Here is a 17,729-nt window from a genome sequence, read left to right as displayed (position 1 = left end):
CTCCCCGGGAATTCCGCTTTGTGCGGGTATCGTGCCGCCGTAAAACCGCCCGCGGCTGGGCGTTCCTATTTCGGGGCCGCACGACACCGGCGGCGAAATGCGACTTTGGCCGCGGTCAGACCCGTGGCCGGCCCCTCGCTGCACCGAAGGCCTCGGCGGTCCCGTCGGTGCTGCGGAACTGAACTGAATTAGGCGGCTCGTCGCTGCATGGGGGCTATGCGGCCGCCCCGCGGGGTGTGGGGCTTGAAGACGCGCAAGGCCAGCGGGAACAGCACCTCGGCGGCGCCGCAGCGCGTGCACAGCAGCTCGGGGCACTCGTCCTCGTGGCCGTCGGGACACGGCGGGACCTCGAACATCATGTCGCGGTCACAGATGACACAGCGCAGTTCGCGTTCTCGCACGGGTGGCTCCTCTTCGTCGGAAGGTGGAATTCCCCGGATGTCCCCTCGACGCTGCCACGAGATGTGCTGAGAGCGTGGTAGGCGGCTCGGCGTGTCTTCGGACTCGCTGCTCGGCCGCTCAGGCCTCCGCGGCCTTGGCCGCCTGCGCCGCGGCCACCCAGCGGTCCAGCAGCGCCGTGGCGGCGCCGGCGTCCACCGTCTCCGCGGCTCGGGCTATCCCGGCCCGCAGCGTGTCTCTGAGGTCCCCCGGCAGCCCCGCGTGGGCGGCGAAGGCCACCGCCGCGTTGACCAGCACCGCGTCGCGGACCGGCCCCCGCTCGCCGGCGAACATCCGGCGGGCCGCGTCGGCGTTGAAGGTGGCGTCGCCGCCGCGCAGGTCGCCCGGGGCGCTGCGGGGCAGACCCAGCTCGGTCGAGTCCAGCACGGACTCCTCCACCTTGCCGTCGCGGGCCAGCCACACCCGGGTCGGCGCGGCGGTGGTGAACTCGTCCAAACCGTCCTCGCCGCGCATCACCACCGCGCTGTCGCCGCGCCGGGCGAAGACCTCGGCCATCACCGGGGCCATCCGCAGGTCGAAGCAGCCGACGGCGGCCGAGCGGGGCCGGGCCGGGTTGGTCAGCGGGCCGAGCATGTTGAAGAACGTCGGGACGCCCAGCTCTCGCCGGGGAACCGCGGCATGCCGCATGCCGGGGTGGTAGCGGGCGGCGAAGCAGAAGCCGATGCCCGCCTCGGCGACCGTGCGGGCCACACCGGCCGGACCCAGGTCCAGCGGGATGCCGAAGTGCTCCAGCAGGTCGGCTGTGCCGCAAGCGGAGGAGGCGGCACGGTTGCCGTGCTTGACCACCTTGACCCCGGCGGCGGCCACGATGATCGCGGCCATCGTGGAGATGTTCACGGTGTGCGCCCGGTCGCCGCCGGTGCCGACCACGTCCACGGCGTCGGCGCGCACGTCCTCGGGCAGCTTGACCAGGGTGGCGTTGGCCAGCATGGCCTCGACCAGGCCGGCGATCTCGGCCGGTGTCTCACCCTTGGCGCGCAGCGCGACGGCCAGCCCGGCGACCTGTACCGGGGAGGCGTTGCCGGCCATGATCTCGCCCATGGCCCAGGCGGTTTCGGTCGCGTCCAGCTCGCCGCCGGTGAGGACGGTGCTCAACAGGTTCGGCCAGGTGGGGGTGGGGGAGGCCATCGTCTAGCCGAGCGTGCCCATGGTGCCCAGCGGGATCGCGCCGTTGCGCCGGGCGCGCAGCATCGCGGCCACCGTCTGGCCCGTCGTGACCGGGTCCAGCGGGTACACCAGCGTCTGGTCCACCTGGGCGTACGCGGCCAGCCACCGGTCGGCGGCCCGGGCGATCACCACGCAGGTGGGCGGCGGTTCGGCGTACTCGTCCTTGGTCTGGCGGGCGATGCCGATGCCGCCGGCCGGTGCCGCCTCGCCGTCGAGGATCATCAGGTCGATCTCGTACTCGTCCAGGAGGCGGCGGCACTCCTCCCAGGTCGACGCGTCGGCGAACTCGATCGACAGGTCGGCCGCGGGCCGGGGGCCGATGGCCAGCCGGATCTTGTCGCGCACGGCGGCGTCATCGCTGTAGAGCAGGACGGTGTACTTGTCGGCCATAGTCGCTGATCGTAGCGAACCGGTCAGGGCGCGGCGGGTCCGGTGTTCCCTCTTTCCAGAGCTTTCTCCTTCTCCCTTTCCAGCGCTTCCTCGCGATCCAGCGCGCGGTCGATCCGCCGGGCCTCCCGCTCGGACTGGCGGATCCACTGCACCACCAGGATGCCCAGCATCGTCACGCTGACGATCTCGCCGCCGGCCCACAGCACACCACCCGCCACCACCTGGTCGGCCTTGGGATCGGCCCAGGTCAGGCCCAGGCTCGGGTACCAGTCGCCGCCGAGCAGCGTGGTGCTCTGCATGATGGTCAGCCCCAGCACCGTGTGGAACGGCACCGAGAGCACCATGAGCAGCGCCCGGCCGGGATAGGGCCAGCGGTTGGGCAGCGGGTCGATCCCGATCAGCGGCCAGAAGAACAGGCAGCCGGTCAGGATGAAGTGGACGTGGACCAGCTCGTGCAGCCAGGCGTGCTCGAGGGTGGCGCGGTAGACCCCGGTGAAGTAGAGGACGAACGGGTTCGCGATGAACAGGCCGAACGCGACCAGCGGGAAGGTCACCACGCGCACCACGCGACTGTGCAGCACCCCGAGCAGCGCCCGTCTGGGCTGCTTGTGGAGCGTACGCAGAGCAAGCGTGACCGGCGCGCCCAGCGCAAGAAAGATCGGGCCGACCATCGACAACACCATGTGCTGGATCATGTGCACCGATAGCAGCGTGGTGTCGTACGCCTCCAGCCCGGTCACGGTCACCGCCGCGATCGAGCCCAGCCCGCCCAGCAGGAACGCCACCGTGCGCCCGGGCGGCCAGGCGTCCCCGCGCTGCCGCAGCCGCCACACGCCGTAGAGGTAGACGGCCGCGGCGACCACCAGGAAGAGCGCGACGAGGCTGACCGGGCTCCACTGGGTGAAGATCTGGGCGACCGTGAAGGGCGGCGGCGCAGTATCCCCGGCGGCGGCCTGCCACGCAGGCATTTCGGCGTGTTGCACCATTCGAGGCTAGGCCCTGCCCGTGCGAGATCGTCATCCCGGGTCGCGACACAAGACGGATTAGGCCCCCCGCGACACGTTCGGCTGATCGCGGGGCAATAATGAGGCCGTGACTGCGGCCTCAGCCATCGACAAGAGCCAGATCCACTCGCTCACCAGACCCAACATGGTCAGCGTGGGAACCATCGTGTGGCTCTCCAGCGAGCTCATGTTCTTCGCGGCGCTGTTCGCGATGTACTTCTCCATCCGGGCGGCTGACTACAGCCTGTGGGAGAAGCACACCGAGGTGCTGAACATCCCGTACGCGACCACGTTCACCGTGATCCTGGTGCTGTCCTCGGTGACCTGCCAGCTCGGTGTGTTCGCGGCGGAGAAGGGCGACGTCTTCGGGCTCCGCCGCTGGTTCACGATCACCTTCGTGATGGGCCTGATCTTTGTGCTCGGCCAGGCGAACGAGTATCGCAACCTGGTCACGCACGAGGGCATCACGATGCAGGTCGACGGGTACGGCTCGATGTTCTACCTGACCACCGGCTTCCACGGCCTGCACGTGACCGGCGGTCTGATCGCGTTCATCGTCTACATGATCAGGACGACCATGGGCCGGTTCACGCCGGCGCAGGCCACCTCGGCGATCGTCGTCTCGTACTACTGGCATTTCGTGGACGTCGTGTGGATCGCGCTGTTCGCCATGATCTATTGGCTGCAGTGATGGTGTCCGCCCGCCTCGTCCGTTGCCCAGGTTCGACACCAGAGGACACCGCCCATGAGTTCTGACACCCCAGCCGGCCGGCGCTTCCGGGTGTTCGGCCGGCGCCGGTCCGCGCCGAGCCGGATGCGCCGCCGAGTCGGCGCCGCGACCCGCATGCTCGCCGCCCTGGCCCTGGCCGGCGGCGTCTACACCGCCTTCACGCCGACTGCGTCCGCGGAGGACGACCGCACGCTGTCGACCGCCGCGCAGGAGGGCAAGGCGCTCTTCGACAACTCCTGTATCACCTGCCACGGGCGGGACGCGCAGGGTGTCGAGGGCCGCGGTCCGAGCCTGGTCGGCGTCGGCTCGGCCGCCGTCGAGTTCCAGGTCGGCACCGGCCGCATGCCGATGGCCCGGCAGGAGGCGCAGGCCGAGGAGAAGCCGCCGCAGTTCGACGAGGCACAGACCAAGCAGCTCGGCCAGTACATCCAGGAGCTGGGTGGCGGCCCGCAGATCCCGGCCGGCGAGCTGACCGAGAATTTGGAGAGCAACCCCGAGGCGCTGGCCGCCGGCGGCGAGCTCTTCCGGATCAACTGCACCTCCTGCCATGGCTTCGGCGGTGGCGGCGGCGCGCTGTCCTCCGGCAAGTACGCGCCGTCGCTGCACGACGCGACCGAGCAGGAGATCTACGCGGCGATGCTGACCGGCCCGCAGAACATGCCGGTGTTCGGCGACAACGAGTTGTCGCCCGAGGAGAAGCGCGAGCTGATCACCTACATCACCGTCCAGATCCAGGACGACAAGGACCCGGGCGGTATCTTCAACCTGGGACGGTACGGCCCGGTGACCGAAGGATTGGCGATCTTCGTCGTGGGCATCACCATCCTGGTCTTCGCGGCGCTGTGGATTGCGGGGAAGTCATGACCGTTACGAAGGAGCCGCACGGCCACGAGCACGAGACGGCCACCGAGCCGGTCGACGTGAACGACCCCCGGCTGTCGCGGTTCGACATCGTCCGCGAGGGCGCGCGCCGTGACGACATCGACATCGTCGTGTACGAGTCGCAGTTCCCGACGCCGAACTCCAAGGCGGAGAAGCGGGTCGTTCGCAACATCGCGGCCCTGTTCCTGCTCTCCGGCCTGGGCGCGCTGGTCTTTCTGGTGGCCTACATCTGGTGGCCCTGGGAGTTCGAGCTCGGCCACTCGCTGAACGACTACTACACGGCGGTGCTCGGCATCTCGCTGGCCGTGTCGCTGCTGGCGCTCGGCTTCGCCATCCTGGCCTGGGCCAAGAAGCTGCTGCCGCACGAGGTCTCGATCCAGGACCGGCACAACAGCCCGTCCAGCGATGACGACCGGTTGATCGCCGGCCAGACCATCGTCTACATGGGCGAGGAGCTGGGCGTTCAGCGCCGGCCGCTGCTCAAGGGCGCGATCGCGCTCGGCCTGGCGCCGCTCGGCCTGGTCGCCGCGGCGCCGCTGATCGGCGGGCTGATCGAGAACCCGCACAAGGACGACGAGCCGATGATGTTCCGCACCGGGTTCGACCCGGTGGCGAACGGCGGCAAGCCGGTCCGGCTCACCCGGTCCGACGGCACGCCGGTCCGGCCGGAGGACGTCAGCGTCGGCGGCCAGATCACGGTGTTCCCGGGCATCCCGGGCGGGGCCACCAACGAGTACGCCGACTCGCCCACGCTGCTCATCCACCTGCGTGCGGGCGACGCCGACGCGACCCGCCAGGCCACCGAGAACGACCGTCGCAACAAGGGCGTCATGTACGGCAACTACGTGGCGTACTCCAAGATCTGCACTCATGCCGGCTGCCCGGCCAGCCTGTACGAGCAGCAGACCAACCGGTTGCTCTGCCCGTGCCACCAGTCGCAGTTCCTGATCACCGACAACGCCCGTCCGATCTTCGGTCCGGCCAGCCGCCGACTCCCCGCGCTTCCGATTACGGTGGACGCCGAGGGCTTCTTTGTGGCAACGTCGGACTACCGGGAGACCGTCGGACCTGACTTCTGGGAGCGGCCATGAAGCGCCGGAAATTTGATGTATCGCAGGTTCCGGCCAATGTCGGCAAGGGCGTCGACGACCGGTTCCAGGCGGCGACGCCGCTGCGCGGGCTACTGAACAAGGTCTTCCCTGACCACTGGTCGTTCCTTTTGGGCGAGATCGCCCTGTTCTCGTTCATCATTCTGCTGCTCACCGGTGTGTTCCTGACCCTCTTCTACGACCCCTCGATGAAGGAGGTCGCGTACCAGGGGGCCTACCCGGCGCTGCGCGGCACGGAGATGTCCGCGGCGTACGAGTCGTCGCTGACTCTCTCGTTCGAGGTTCGCGGCGGCCTGTTCATGCGTCAGATGCACCACTGGGCGGCGCTGCTGTTCATGGCGGCAATCATCGTGCACATGGCGCGCACCTTCTTCACCGGCGCGTTCCGCAAGCCGCGCGAGGCCAACTGGGCGATCGGCGTGGCGCTGTTCCTGCTCGGCTTCCTGGCCGGCTTCACCGGGTATTCGCTCCCGGACGACGGCCTGTCCGGCACCGGCCTGCGCATCGCCTCGGCGATCATGCTGTCGATCCCGGTCATCGGCACCTGGGCCTCCGCGTCGGTCTTCGGCGGCGAATTCCCCGGCCACCTGATCATGGGCCGCTTCTACATCCTGCACGTGCTGCTCATTCCGGGCGGTCTGCTCGCCCTGATCACCGTTCACCTGGGCCTGGTCTTCAAGCAGAAGCACACCCAGTGGCCCGGCCCGATGCGGACGAACAACAACGTGGTCGGCGAGCGCATGTTCCCGAGGTACGCGCTCAAGCAGGGCGGCTTCTTCATGACGGTCTTCGGGGTGGTCGCCCTGATGGCCGGGCTGTTCCAGATCAACCCGATCTGGCTGTTCGGACCGTACCGGGCGTCCGAGGTGTCGTCGGCGTCGCAGCCTGACTGGTACGTGATGTTCATGGATGGCCTGGTGCGCCTGATGCCGGCCTGGCAGATCACGCTGCCGTTCGGTGACGGGTATTCGATCCCGCCGCTGTTCTGGCCGGCGATCGTCGGCCTGGGCGCGCTGACCACGGTCCCGATGTTCTATCCGTTCATCGAGGCCCGGCGCCTCAAGGACCACCGTTCGCATCACCTGCTCCAGCGTCCCCGTGACGCGCCCGAGCGGGTCGGCGTCGGCGCCATGGCGTTCACGTTCTTCATCGTGGCGACCCTGTCCGGCGGCAACGACGTCATCGCCGACAAGTTCCACATCAGCCTGAACGCGATGACCTGGGCGGGCCGCATCGGCCTGGTGATCCTCCCGCCGCTGGCCTACTGGATCTCGGTGCGCGTCTGCCTGGGCCTGCAGCAGCACGACCGCGAGGTGCTGGCCCACGGCGTGGAGACGGGCATCATCAAGAGGCTGCCGGACGGCCGCTTCGTCGAGGTGCACCAGCCGCTCTCGCCGGTCGACGACCACGGCCACCCGCTGCCGCTCGACTACGCGGGCTGGGTGGTCCCCAAGAAGATGAACCGGCTCGGTGCGCTGGCGCCCGCGGTCAAGGGCTTCTTCTTCCCGGTCGAGAGGCCGTCGGAGGCGCCGGTCTCGCCGGCCGTCCCGTCGGTGCCGGCAGGGGAGAAGCGCGAGGAGATCACCTCCGGCCGCTGAGAACGCCGCGAGAAGGGCCCGCTTCGGCGGGCCCTTTTCCGCGTTCAGCGCCGTTTGCCGCTCGTGGCTGTGCCGCTCGTGGCTGTGCCGCTCGTGGCGTGTGCCGCTCGTGCCGTGTGCCGCCCGTGGCGTGTGCCGCCCGTGCGGCGGGTTCCGCGGGCTCCCGCGCAGGGGTGCCTGTTTCGCCGGGCGTGGTCGCGTTCGACGCGGCTGTCGCCGAGCGGCGCGGTCGGCGTCTTCAGACGGTCGGCGTCGTCGGTCGGCGTCGTCGGTCGGCGTTGTCAGTCGGCGTCGGGTAGCCCGATGGCGAAGGCGTCCTCGAGGTCGTGCCGCGAATAGGCCCGGAACGCCACATAGGTCTCGGTGTTCACCACGCCGGGCGTCTTGGAGATCCGTCCGGCGATCACCTCGGCGATGTCGTCGAAGTGCGGCACCCGCACGATGGCGATCAGGTCGGCGTTGCCGGCGACGGAGTAGACCTCGCTGACCCCGTCCTGGGAAGCGAGAGCCTCGGCCACCTCGGGAATCGAATCGGTGGCACAGTCGATGTGCACGATCGCAGTATTCACCGGCTCATGCTATCCACTACCTCGAAGATCAACTTCTTGATGTCGCAGCTGGGTGGGTGGTGCCGACCGCAGTCCCACCGAGGCCGGTCGCTGCGCTCCCTTCATTCTGCGTGCGTGGCTGAGCTCCCGCGCTGCGCGCCAACCCAGGGCAACCCGCGGCCACCGCGGCCACACGCGGCGACCCCCGGCCACCCCGGCCACCCCGGCCACCCCGGCCACCCCGGCCACCCCGGCCACCCACGGCCACCCCGGCCACCCACGGCCACCCCGGCCACCCACGGCGCTTGTGCGGCGCGGGGTGCTGCGCGGCGCTTGCTTTGCTGTGGCGGGCCGAGCTCCGTGGTGCCTGCGACGGCGACACGCCGGACCGACGCTCTGCGCTGTGGGGACGATTGGTTTGATCAAGGCGACGGATGTCCACTTTGTCGCCTTGTGGCGTGATCTTGGCGGCCATCAGGTCCACGATCAACAGAGGCGGCGCGGGGCCGTCATGAATCGGGGGCGGTTCGTATGTCGATCAAGGACTGGTACAGCAACAGCGAGGGTTCCGGCTGGGACGCTCCGGGTGTGGACGGGTTCGATGACGACCGGCCTGATCGGAGCGTCGACAGCTGGCTGGACCGCGCGGCGCCGGTCGGTGGAGCAGCACTGCCGGGCGACGGCGACGGGTCTGTGGCGGCGCTGGGCGACAGCGTTGCGCCAATGGCTTCGTCTGGCCAGCCGGTGGTTTCGCCTGGTCGGCCGGGTGGTCGAGCCGCGGGGGGCAACCAGCGGGCGCCTCGACGGCCGGCGCGGCCGCGTTCGTCCCGAGACGTCGCCAAGGGCAAGCACAAGCAGAACGACGCCGCTCGACGTCTGGCGCACATGCCGCCGCCGAGGTGGCGCGACATCGTGTGGGCCGTGCACGACGAATTGGCTCGTGACCCTCGCCGAAGCGCCGAGGCACTTCACGAGGTGCTCGTGATGAGAGGCGGATCCTTCGCCAAGCTGCGGCTGGTCGACGTCGAAGAAGCGATGGCCACCCCGGCGCCCCGCACCCAGGGACGCCCCAAGCTGCCGGCAGAGCCCCGGCCTCCCCTCACCAACCGGGCCAACTGGGCGGCCCCGGTGCCCCGTGAGCCGGTCAACAGTCAGCGCTTCAACTTCATCGGCCTCCCGATGGACGCCTCCGCCGTCGAACGGCGCAACGCCCGGGGACGGACCGGATCCGCGGGCTCCGCGAAATCCTCGGGGGTCAGGGGACTGGCCCTGGTGGGGGTTTGCTCGTCGTGCAGCGGCCCGATCCAGGAAACGGGCGCCTGCCGCTGCTCACGATGATCAGCCGCCGGCCGCCGGGCAGGTCAACGCTCGACGGCCGGCCCAGCGACCAGGGGCCAGTTGGCCGGGCCCGGTGGCCGGGCCCGGTGGCCGGGCCCGGTGGTTGAGCCCAGTGGCCCGGGTCCTGGTGGCCGGGGCCCGATCCGTGGCGGCTCTGCGTGGGGAACGTTTAGCCGGCGACCGTTAGGGAGCGGCCGGCCCGGATGGCGTCCGTCAGGGACTCGCCGGCGGTCACCTCGGCGCCGGGCCAGACCACGCAGCGGGTCACCCGGCCGGCCACAGTCGCCGATGGACCCACCACCGAGGCCGTGCAGTCGCCGGTGACCTCGGCGGAGGCGGCGATCAGGTTCCGGCCCGCGGCGGCGTGCAGGTTGGCCCTCAGGTAGTCGGCCGGGGTGCCGGTGTCTATGTAGGTGCCCTCGTACCTGATGAGTTCCAGCTCGCCGTCCGCCTCGGCCGGGCGCCACACGTCGCTGACCAGGCCGGCCGGGGACGCGACGAGGTCGCGTACCCGTCGCCATGGCAGCAGTGAGAAACCCGCGAAGCGGTGGCCGCTGAAACCGCCCTCCTCGCCGGGCTGAAGCGGCTGCGCCAGCAGCCGGACCGTCTCGCCCGACCAGCCGTCCAGGAGCGCCTCGATGTCCTTGCCCGGCGCTCGCGACGGGTCCGACAGGTACGCGTCGGCGTTGCCGACCAGCACGCCGCGGCCGTCGATCCATTCGCGCAGGCGAACGATGCCGCCGGAGGTGCCCAGCGGCCCGTCCGGCTCCACCGACAGATGCGCGCGGTCGCCGACGTGCGTGACCACCTGGCCGGCCAGATAGGACGCGTTGACGGCCACGGGCAGGCCCGCCACCCGGGCGAGCGCGTGGTCGAGCAGCGGCACGTTGCCGACCGGGCACAGCGCCTTCGGGACCAGCGACGTCAGCGGGCGCAGCCGCCGGCCCTCGCCCGCGGCCAGGATCACCGCGCAGAAGTTCACCAGTCGACGTCCGGGTAGTCGGCCGGGTCGCGGCCGGCCGCCGGGCCCATGTCGTAGACGCCGAGCAGCAGCTCCGTGTTGGGAGTCAGCGGCGGCAGGTCGTCGAGCGGGAACCAGCGCGCCTCCAGGACCTCGCCGCCGTCCACCGTGAACGTCGACGCCGCCGGGGCCGTACCGAAGAAGACCGTGTCGATCCACCCCGCCGGGTGAACGATCGCATTGGGGTTGCCCGGCCGGAGCGCGGCGGGGTCGAGGCGCAGGCCGGACTCCTCGAAGAGCTCTCGCGCCGCACCCACGGCCGGTGGCTCATGGTGCTTGAGCAGCCCGGCGGGCAGGCCCCAGGCGCGACCGGGCGGCTGGCGCAGCAACAGGATGCGTCCGGGTGGAGTGGCATCCGCGTCGGTGATCACGTTGACCGCGCCGACCAGGTATTTCGGCACGATGAGCCGCACGATCCGACGGCGGACCTTGCCCGGGAGCCGGTAGAACGTCTGATAGGCGTAGCCGCGCAGCCGCCGGGGGATCTTCACGAACGCCAGGCTATCGGGCGGATGCGCACCGCTCAGTCGGGGTGGTCGACGAGCGTGATCAGCTGCTCGACCACGACATCGGGGTCGAGGGTGCGCTCGAAGACGGCCACCAGCATCGTCTCGAGGTCGGGGTAGCCCAGGTCGTCGGCCAGCCGGCGCAGCGGGACCTCGCTGGCCAGCCCCCGGTCGTGCTTGCGCAGGGTGAGCCCGATGGTGGCCCGGCCCAGCCGCATCTTGTCCGCGATGCTGATGCCGGGCTCGTTCTCCTCGGCGAAGTACTGCTTGATCTGCATCTGCGCCTGGCTCGACTTCACGAACCCGAGCCACTCCTTGCGCGGGCCGCGTGGCGCGCTCGGCTCCACCTCGACGTGGCCGTCGGTCTCGGTGAAGATCTCGACGACGTCACCGTCGTGCAGCTGCGAGCTCAGTGGGGCGAGACGTCCGTTGATGGTCGCGGCGAGGCAGTTCTCACCCTTGTCGGGACTGAGCTCGTACGCGCAGTCGACCGGCGTCGACCCGGCCGGCAGCTCGACCGTGGTGCCGTGCGCGAAGACCTGGATCTGCCCCTCGGAGAGATCGCAGCGCAGCGACGCCAGGAACTGTGCCGGGTCGGTGGTGTCCTGCTCCCAGTCGAGCACCCGCTTGAGCCAGGTCAGCTGGTCGGTGGCGGGTGCGAAATCGCCGCCGATCGCCGACTTGGGGTAGCGGTAGGGCGCGGCCACGCCGTACTCCGCGCAGCGGTGCATCGACTGGGTGCGGATGAGCACCTCGACCAGCTTGCCCTCCGGCCCGACGACCGTCGTGTGCAGCGAGCGGTAGAGGTTGTTCTTGGGCGACGCGATGAAGTCCTTGAACCGACCCGCCACCGGCCGCCACTGGCCGTGGACCGCACCCAGCGCGGCGTAACAGTCGGTGTCCGGCCCGTCCACCACGATCGCGATGCGTGGCAGGTCGAGCGGCACGGCGTGCCCGCCGGCCACCGTGTCCTTCCAGATCGAGTAGTAGTGCCGCGGCCGCCAGTGCACGTCGGCGCTGACCCGGTTGGCCCGCAGCGAGCCGCGCGCCTTGTTGATCACGTCCAGGAGGTATTCCTCCCAGCCCGCGCGGTTGCGGACGTGCTCGTCGATGCGCGCGAACGCCTCCGGCTCCAGGTGGTAGAGCACGACGTCGTCGAGGTCGCGCTTGAGGGCCTGGATGCCGAGCCGGTCGCAGAGCGGCACGAGCACGTCGAGGGTCGCGGTGGCGATGCGGGCACGCGAGGCGGGCGAGCGGGCGTCGAGGGTACGCATGTTGTGCAGGCGGTCGGCCAGCTTGATCACCAGCACCCGCACGTCCTTGCCGGCGGCCACGATCATCTTGCGGATCGTCTCGGCCTCGGCGACCTTGCCGTAGAACGCCTTGTCGAATTTCGTCACACCGTCGACCAGGTGGGCCACCTCGGGCCCGAAGTCGCCGTGCAACGCCTCGAGGGTGTAGCTGGTGTCCTCCACCGTGTCGTGCAGCAGCGCCGCGACCAGCGTGGTGGTGTCCATGCCCAGCTCGGCGCAGATCTGCGCGACCGCCAGCGGATGCGTGATGTACGGCTCGCCGCTCTTGCGCATCTGCCCGCGGTGCATGTTCTCCGCGATGTTGAAACTGCGCCGCAGCACGTTGGCGTCGGCCGACGGGTGGATCGCCCGATGCGTCCGGGTCAGCTTGGTGACCGGATCGTCGTCGTTGCCCTGAAAGCTGAGGAACGAACGGAGTCGCTGGGAGAGCGTTATCTCGCGGGGTGCTGCATTGAGGGCGCGACCGAGTGCGGCGCCGTGGCCGGCGTCGACGTCCACCCGGACCCCTCCTCAACCCTCACTCGCCCGTGCTCGGCGTCCGGTTTGTCCACCGAGCCTCCGCGGGAGAAGCCGGCCCGACTCACCGGTAACTCCGCGTTGCCCTACAGCCTAAGCGAGCGACCGTCGTCCGAACGGTCAGTTACCGATGAGCGAACGGGCGAGTCTCGCCCCCCAACTGCGGCCTCAGCCCTGTTGAGCAGGGCCGTGAAACGCGCGGCGCCACGAGCCGGTGACACCCAGTCGCCCGAAGTCTCCACCAATCGGGTGTCAGGCTTCTCCAGCCAAGCGAGGATCCGTTCGGTCTCCTCCGCCGACGCGGCCGGCACCGGGCCCGGTCCGGGTAGGACCGTCTCGGCCGTCGCGCGGGCCATGTCGAGGGTCGGGCGTGGATGCTCGCGCGGCGGCGAGGTGGCCGCGGCGGCCAGCCGGCCGTGCCGGACGACGACGATCTCCCAGCCGCCGCTCAGATTGCGGCGCGCCGCCACCATCTCGGACAGCCGGGTCAGCGCGCCGAGGCGCTGCATCCGCACGGTGGCCCGCAACAACGCGACCAGCCGGGACCGGACGACCGCCGCCTCCTCGTAGCGCTGCCGGGAGGACAGCAGCTCGATGCGGGCCATGAGGGCGTCCACGATGGGCCGCGGGTCGCCGTAGGTCGCCGTGCGGAACGGCAGGGCGGCGCGGGCCGCGTACTCCTCCGGGGTGATCTCGTGCTCGCACGGCGCGGGGCATCTGCCCAGCTCGGCCAGCGCGCAGGCCGGCGTCTTGACCCTCGTCGAAAGCTTGTGTGTGCACTGGCGCAGTGGCACGGCGTCGTAGACCCCGGCCGCGGCCAGCTCGGCGGTGCGCCGCGACGAGAACGGGCCGAGATACGCCGCCTCGTCGTCGGCCAGCGCGCGCACCACCGACAGGCGCGGGTAGGCCTCCGCCGTCAGCTTCAGCCAGACCACCCGCTCCGGGTATTTCGACCGGCGGTTGTAGGGCGGCGAATGCGCCGCGATCAGCCGCAACTCGCGGACCTCGGCCTCCAGAGAATGAGCGCACTCCACCGCCTCGACGCGCACGGCGGCGGCGATCATCTCGGAGATCCGCGCCCTTTTCTCGCTCGCCGTGAAATACGTCTTCACCCGGGTCCGGATGTCTTTCGACGTGCCGACATAGAGCGCCCGCCCGTCCGCCGCCCGGAACACGTAGACCCCCGGGGCGTGCGGCAGATCGTCGGCCAGGTGGCGCTGGCGGCGCTGCGCCGGGGTGACCGCCTTGGCGAACTCGACCGCGTCGCCCAGGGTGTGCACCCGATAGCTGCCGAGCCGCTCGATCAGGCCGTGCAGCACGTCGACCGTCGCCTTGGCGTCGTCCAGCGCCCGGTGCGTCGGCTCGACCGCGGCGTGGAAGAACCGGGCCAGCGTGGCGAGCTTGCGGTTGGGCACCTCGTCGCGGGTCAGCGCCCGCCGGGCCACCGCCGCGGTGTCGAGCACCCGCAGCTGCGGCCACGCGTAGCCGTGCCGGGCGCAGGCCGCCTTGAGAAACCCCACGTCATACGGCGCGTTGTGCGCCACCAGCACCGACCCGCGCACGAACTCCAGCAGGCTGGGCAGCACCTCCTCGATCGGCGGCGCCGGGGCCAGCATCGCCTCGGTGATGCCGGTCAGCACCGTGATGAACGGCGGCAGCCGCTCACCCGGGTTGACCAGCGTCGCGAAGACACCGAGCTCCTCGCCGGCGCGCACCTTGACCGCGCCGATCTCGGTGATCCCGCCGCCGTCCGGCGCGCCGCCCGTCGTCTCCAGGTCGAGCACCGTGAACGTGGTGTCACGCAGCGACAGGGCCGCGGGGTCGACCGACCCGTCGGCACTGAGGAGCGTGTCGAGGGTGCCTTGCACGTATGCGGGTTGTGCCACGGCGGGGACATTAGAACGGGGGTACGACAATTCCCGGCAGGCGGGCTTAAAAGATCACTTCGCGAGTCCGGCGGTAACCGTCCGGTGGGTGGGACAATGAGTTCATGTCCGCGTCCGACTCGGTTTCCGACCGCCTCCCTGAGGAGGCGGGCGATGACGCTGGTCACGCGGATGGTGCCGCCCCGGAGCCGACCCTCCCGGAGCCGGTCCGGCAGCGGGTGACCACGCTCGCCGCGGCCACCCTCCCGGGGCTCCCGCTGGACGAGATGCCGGTGGCGCTGCGGCGAGTCGCCCGGTTCGCCCCCAATCGTCGCGCTCGCCTGGGCGGCCAGGCCATCGCCGCGCAGCTCGCCGCCGACCCGCTCTTCCGCCAGCGCATCGGCACCCGGGTGGTGACCGACACCGGCGATCTGGGCGAGGCCGTCGCGGCGGGCATGGCCCCGGCCGCCGCGGACCCGGTGGAGGTCGCGGCGATCGCCTACCTCGCCAGACCGGACGGCTGGCGTGAGCTGCTGGCCGAGGCCGGTCAGGCGGTGCGCGCCGACGTGGACAGCGCCGCGATCGCCGGCCAGGTGCGCGACGCCGAGCAGCGGGCCGCCCGCGCCGAGCACGACCGCGCGGTGGCCCGGGTCGAGGCCGACAAGCTGCGCGACGAGCTGGCCCGGGTCCGCGAGGAGCTGGGCCAGATCCGTGAGGAGTCCCGGGTCACCGGCAAGGCGCTCCGCGAGGCGCTGGCGGCGCAGAAAAGGGCGAGCGACCTGCTCGCCACCGAGAAGGGCCGGGCCGCCCGGGCGGCGACCGACCACGAGGCCGAGGTACGCCGCCTGCGCGCACGCCTGGCCGAGGCGGAGGCCGCGGCCGCCACCGGCAAGCAGGCCGCCAAGGAGGCCCGCGCGGCCGACGACGCGCGGCTCTGGCTGCTGCTCGAGACGATCGGCCAGGCCGCCTCCGGGCTGCGTCGTGAGCTCGGCCTGTCGCCGACCGACAAGCTGCCCGCCGACTACGTGGCCGACCAGGCGGCCGAGCGGCCGGGGGTACCCGAGCGGTCCCGTGCCCGGGCGCAGGATACCGACGACCCCGGCCGCCTCGACCAGCTGCTCGCCCTGCCACGCGCGCACCTGATCGTGGACGGCTACAACGTCACCAAGCGCGGCTTCGCCGAGATGTCGCTCGAGCAGCAGCGCAAGCGCCTGATCACCGGGCTGGGCGGCATCGCGGCGCAGACCGGCGACGAGGTGACCGTGGTCTTCGACGGCGCCGAGCGGGTGCACGGGCTGCCGCCCGCGCCGCGCAACGTGCGGGTGCTCTTCTCCCGCAAGGGCGACACCGCCGACGAGCTGATCCGGCAGCTGGTGCGGGCCGAGCCGGCCGGGCGCCCGCTGGTGGTGGTGTCGTCCGACCGCGAGGTGGCCGACGGCGTGCGGCGTCACGGGGCGTACCCGATGGGCGCCGACTCGCTCATCCGCAGGCTGAGCCGCGGCTAGAAATTTTTGTCGTACCCCCTCCGTAGCGTGATGGGCAGTGACGATCGCCGTCACGGAGGAGGAAGTCATGATCATCGACTGCGGGGGCTGCCAGGCGCGGGCCGGGCAAGCCGATGAGTGCGACGGTTGCCTGGTCAAAGCGCTGTCCGAGACGCCCGACGAGATCGTCGACCTGACCCCGAGCGAGATGCGTGCGATCGAGGTGTTCGAGCTGGCCGGCTTCGACGTGGAGTTGCTGGAGACGCCGGCCCCGCCGGTCGTGGTCCCGTTCCGCCGTCACGTGGCGTGAGGGTGCTCTCTAAGATGTCCCGGTGACGCCACGAGCCTGGGCCCTGTGCACCTTCGTGGTGCTCGTGGTCGCCACCGCTGTGCTGGCCGCCGTGTTGATTCCGTGGCATCGCCCACCGGCGCCGCGGCCCGATCAGCTCGCCGCGCTCGGCGAGCTGCCGTCCGACAAGGTCTCCCGGGCCCGCGAGTTCCACTCGGCGTTGCGGCCGGGGTCCTACGGCTCGATGGCCGTGGGCCTGGCGTTGGCTCTGGTGCTCGGCCTCACCCCGCTCGGCGCCGCCCTGGTGACCTTGGCCGGGCGGCCGTTCGGCGGCCACTGGGTGGCCCGCGCGCTGCTCGGCGGCCTGCTGGTGCTGCTGGTCGCCGAGCTGGTGACGCTGCCGTTCGCCGCCTGGCGGCACACGATCCTGGTCCGCTACGACATCTCCACGCAGACCTGGGATGCGTGGGCGGTCGACGTGCTCAAGTCCTTCGCGGTGGGCGCGGTGATCGGCGGCGTGGCGCTGCTCGGCTTCTTCGCCGTCGTCCGGCTGGCGCCGCGCTGGTGGTGGGCCTGGGGTGCGGCCGGAGCGGCGCTGCTGGTCGTGCTGCTGTCCTTCGTGCTGCCGGTGCTGGTCGAGCCGGTGTTCAACAAGTTCTCGCCGATGGCCGCGGGGCCGCTGCGCACCGAGCTGCTCGCCCTGGCCGAGCGCGACGGCGTGCCGGTCCGCGACGTGCTGGTCGCCGACGCGTCCCGGCGCACCAAGGCGGTGAACGCATACGTGTCCGGCTTCGGGCCGACCCGGCGGATCGTCGTCTACGACACGATGCTGACCGAGGCCACCCCGGCCGAGGTGGTGTCCGTGACCGCGCACGAGCTGGGCCACGCCAAGGACAACGACGTGCTGACCGGCACGCTCATCGGGGCGCTCGGCACGGCGGCCGGGGTGGTGGCGCTCTACCTTCTGGGCTTCTGGGGGTGGCTGCTGCGCGTCGCCGGGGTCGAGTCGATCGCCGAGCCGAGGGCGCTGGGCCTGCTCATCGCCCTCGCGGCGGTGGCCGGCCTGGTGGCGACGCCGGCGCAGGCGTTCGTCACGCGGCGGATCGAGGCGCGGGCCGACGCGCACGCGCTGGCGTTGACGTCCGATCCGGCCACCTTCGAGTCGATGCAGCGCCGGCTGGGCACGGTGAACCTCTCCGAGCCCGACCCGCCGGCCTGGGAACACGTGCTGTTCGCCACCCACCCGTCCACGGTGGAGCGGATGGCGGCGGCCCGGGCGTGGGCGCGGGGGGAGCGCTGATGGCTCGTACCCTGCTGATCACCAACGACTTCCCGCCGCGGCCCGGCGGCATCCAGCAGTTCGTGCACAATCTCGCGGTGCGGCAGCCGCCCGGCTCGATCGTGGTCTACGCCTCCACCTGGCGCGGCGCCGAGAAATTCGACGCCGACCAGCCGTTCGAGGTGATCCGCGAGGACACCGGCGTGCTCCTGCCGACGCCCGCCGTCGCGC

At 71.1% G+C, this 17,729-nt stretch carries 17 protein-coding genes and 1 pseudogene; 9 read left to right on the top strand and 9 right to left on the bottom strand.

Translation table 11 applies throughout. The features are described from left to right. Positions 1–188: 188 nt before the first annotated feature. From AB0M20_RS04260 to AB0M20_RS04245, 4 genes are all read right to left on the bottom strand, one after another. Positions 189–401 carry a hypothetical protein gene (locus AB0M20_RS04260; RefSeq protein WP_364293479.1) on the bottom strand — a complete coding sequence of 71 codons (213 nt, stop codon included), beginning with the start codon at positions 399–401 and terminating at the stop codon, positions 189–191. A 118-nt stretch (positions 402–519) separates the two neighbouring features. After that, the gene (gene trpD, locus AB0M20_RS04255) at positions 520–1,587 is read right to left on the bottom strand and encodes an anthranilate phosphoribosyltransferase (RefSeq protein ID WP_364293477.1); all 1,068 of its coding nucleotides are present in this window, start codon (positions 1,585–1,587) and stop codon (positions 520–522) included. Between the two features lie 3 nt (positions 1,588–1,590). Next, on the bottom strand, positions 1,591–2,016 hold the full coding sequence (locus AB0M20_RS04250) for a hypothetical protein (protein WP_364293474.1): 426 nt from the start codon (positions 2,014–2,016) through the stop codon (positions 1,591–1,593). A gap of 23 nt (positions 2,017–2,039) precedes the next feature. Then, on the bottom strand, positions 2,040–2,984 hold the full coding sequence (locus AB0M20_RS04245) for a cytochrome c oxidase assembly protein (protein ID WP_364293471.1): 945 nt from the start codon (positions 2,982–2,984) through the stop codon (positions 2,040–2,042). 124 nt (positions 2,985–3,108) lie between these two features. On the opposite strand from AB0M20_RS04245, the gene AB0M20_RS04240 reads away from it, so the two are divergent. The 4 genes from AB0M20_RS04240 to AB0M20_RS04225 are packed head-to-tail and all read left to right on the top strand — an operon-like array spanning position 3,109 to position 7,339. Next, positions 3,109–3,711, top strand: coding sequence for a heme-copper oxidase subunit III (locus AB0M20_RS04240; protein WP_364293468.1), 603 nt, complete (start codon positions 3,109–3,111; stop codon positions 3,709–3,711). Between the two features lie 54 nt (positions 3,712–3,765). Further along, positions 3,766–4,614: a c-type cytochrome gene (locus tag AB0M20_RS04235; protein WP_364293465.1), complete on the top strand. Its 849-nt coding sequence runs from the start codon at positions 3,766–3,768 to the stop codon at positions 4,612–4,614. After that, entirely contained in the window at positions 4,611–5,723 is a 1,113-nt protein-coding gene (locus tag AB0M20_RS04230; RefSeq protein WP_364293462.1) for a Rieske 2Fe-2S domain-containing protein, read from the top strand. The genes AB0M20_RS04235 and AB0M20_RS04230 overlap by 4 nt, the downstream gene beginning before the upstream one ends. Then, complete coding sequence (locus AB0M20_RS04225; RefSeq protein WP_364293459.1) at positions 5,720–7,339, top strand: cytochrome b N-terminal domain-containing protein; 1,620 nt, start codon at positions 5,720–5,722, stop codon at positions 7,337–7,339. Before AB0M20_RS04230 ends, AB0M20_RS04225 begins: the two co-directional genes overlap by 4 nt. A 281-nt stretch (positions 7,340–7,620) precedes the next feature. Here AB0M20_RS04225 and AB0M20_RS04220 read toward each other — a convergent pair whose 3' ends face one another. Continuing rightward, positions 7,621–7,908, bottom strand: a complete 288-nt coding sequence (locus AB0M20_RS04220; RefSeq protein ID WP_364293456.1) for an Lrp/AsnC ligand binding domain-containing protein — start codon at positions 7,906–7,908, stop codon at positions 7,621–7,623. Between the two features lie 510 nt (positions 7,909–8,418). Here AB0M20_RS04220 and AB0M20_RS04215 point away from each other — a divergent pair. Then, positions 8,419–9,225, top strand: coding sequence for a hypothetical protein (locus AB0M20_RS04215; RefSeq protein ID WP_364293453.1), 807 nt, complete (start codon positions 8,419–8,421; stop codon positions 9,223–9,225). 169 nt (positions 9,226–9,394) lie between these two features. Here the strand turns inward: AB0M20_RS04215 and AB0M20_RS04210 are convergent, their stop codons facing one another. The 4 genes from AB0M20_RS04210 to AB0M20_RS04195 form a co-directional block, all read right to left on the bottom strand. Continuing rightward, positions 9,395–10,210 (bottom strand): NTP transferase domain-containing protein, encoded by an 816-nt coding sequence (locus tag AB0M20_RS04210; RefSeq protein ID WP_364293485.1) that lies wholly within the window; start codon positions 10,208–10,210, stop codon positions 9,395–9,397. Continuing rightward, entirely contained in the window at positions 10,204–10,737 is a 534-nt protein-coding gene (locus AB0M20_RS04205; protein ID WP_364293450.1) for an NUDIX domain-containing protein, read from the bottom strand. Before AB0M20_RS04205 ends, AB0M20_RS04210 begins: the two co-directional genes overlap by 7 nt. 32 nt (positions 10,738–10,769) lie before the next feature. Further along, entirely contained in the window at positions 10,770–12,563 is a 1,794-nt protein-coding gene (locus tag AB0M20_RS04200; protein WP_364293447.1) for an HD domain-containing protein, read from the bottom strand. Between the two features lie 104 nt (positions 12,564–12,667). After that, complete coding sequence (locus AB0M20_RS04195; protein WP_364293444.1) at positions 12,668–14,467, bottom strand: DEDD exonuclease domain-containing protein; 1,800 nt, start codon at positions 14,465–14,467, stop codon at positions 12,668–12,670. A gap of 104 nt (positions 14,468–14,571) precedes the next feature. On the opposite strand from AB0M20_RS04195, the gene AB0M20_RS04190 reads away from it, so the two are divergent. The 4 genes and pseudogenes from AB0M20_RS04190 to AB0M20_RS04175 form a co-directional block, all read left to right on the top strand. Beyond that, positions 14,572–15,951 (top strand): NYN domain-containing protein, encoded by a 1,380-nt coding sequence (locus AB0M20_RS04190; RefSeq protein WP_364293441.1) that lies wholly within the window; start codon positions 14,572–14,574, stop codon positions 15,949–15,951. Positions 15,952–16,018: 67 nt separating this feature from the next. Further along, entirely contained in the window at positions 16,019–16,240 is a 222-nt protein-coding gene (locus tag AB0M20_RS04185) for a hypothetical protein (RefSeq protein ID WP_364293482.1), read from the top strand. A 22-nt stretch (positions 16,241–16,262) separates the two neighbouring features. Then, positions 16,263–17,519, top strand: a complete 1,257-nt coding sequence (locus tag AB0M20_RS04180; protein ID WP_364293438.1) for a M48 family metalloprotease — start codon at positions 16,263–16,265, stop codon at positions 17,517–17,519. Beyond that, a pseudogene (locus tag AB0M20_RS04175) lies at positions 17,519–17,729 on the top strand (alpha-(1-2)-phosphatidylinositol mannosyltransferase); the annotation flags it as partial. The gene AB0M20_RS04180 and the pseudogene AB0M20_RS04175, both read left to right, overlap by 1 nt.

It is taken from the genome of Actinoplanes sp. NPDC051633 (assembly GCF_040681735.1).
Taxonomy (GTDB): domain Bacteria; phylum Actinomycetota; class Actinomycetes; order Mycobacteriales; family Micromonosporaceae; genus Actinoplanes.
Note: the sequence above shows the minus strand (reverse complement) of the source record. Positions and strands in the feature narration are given on the sequence as shown.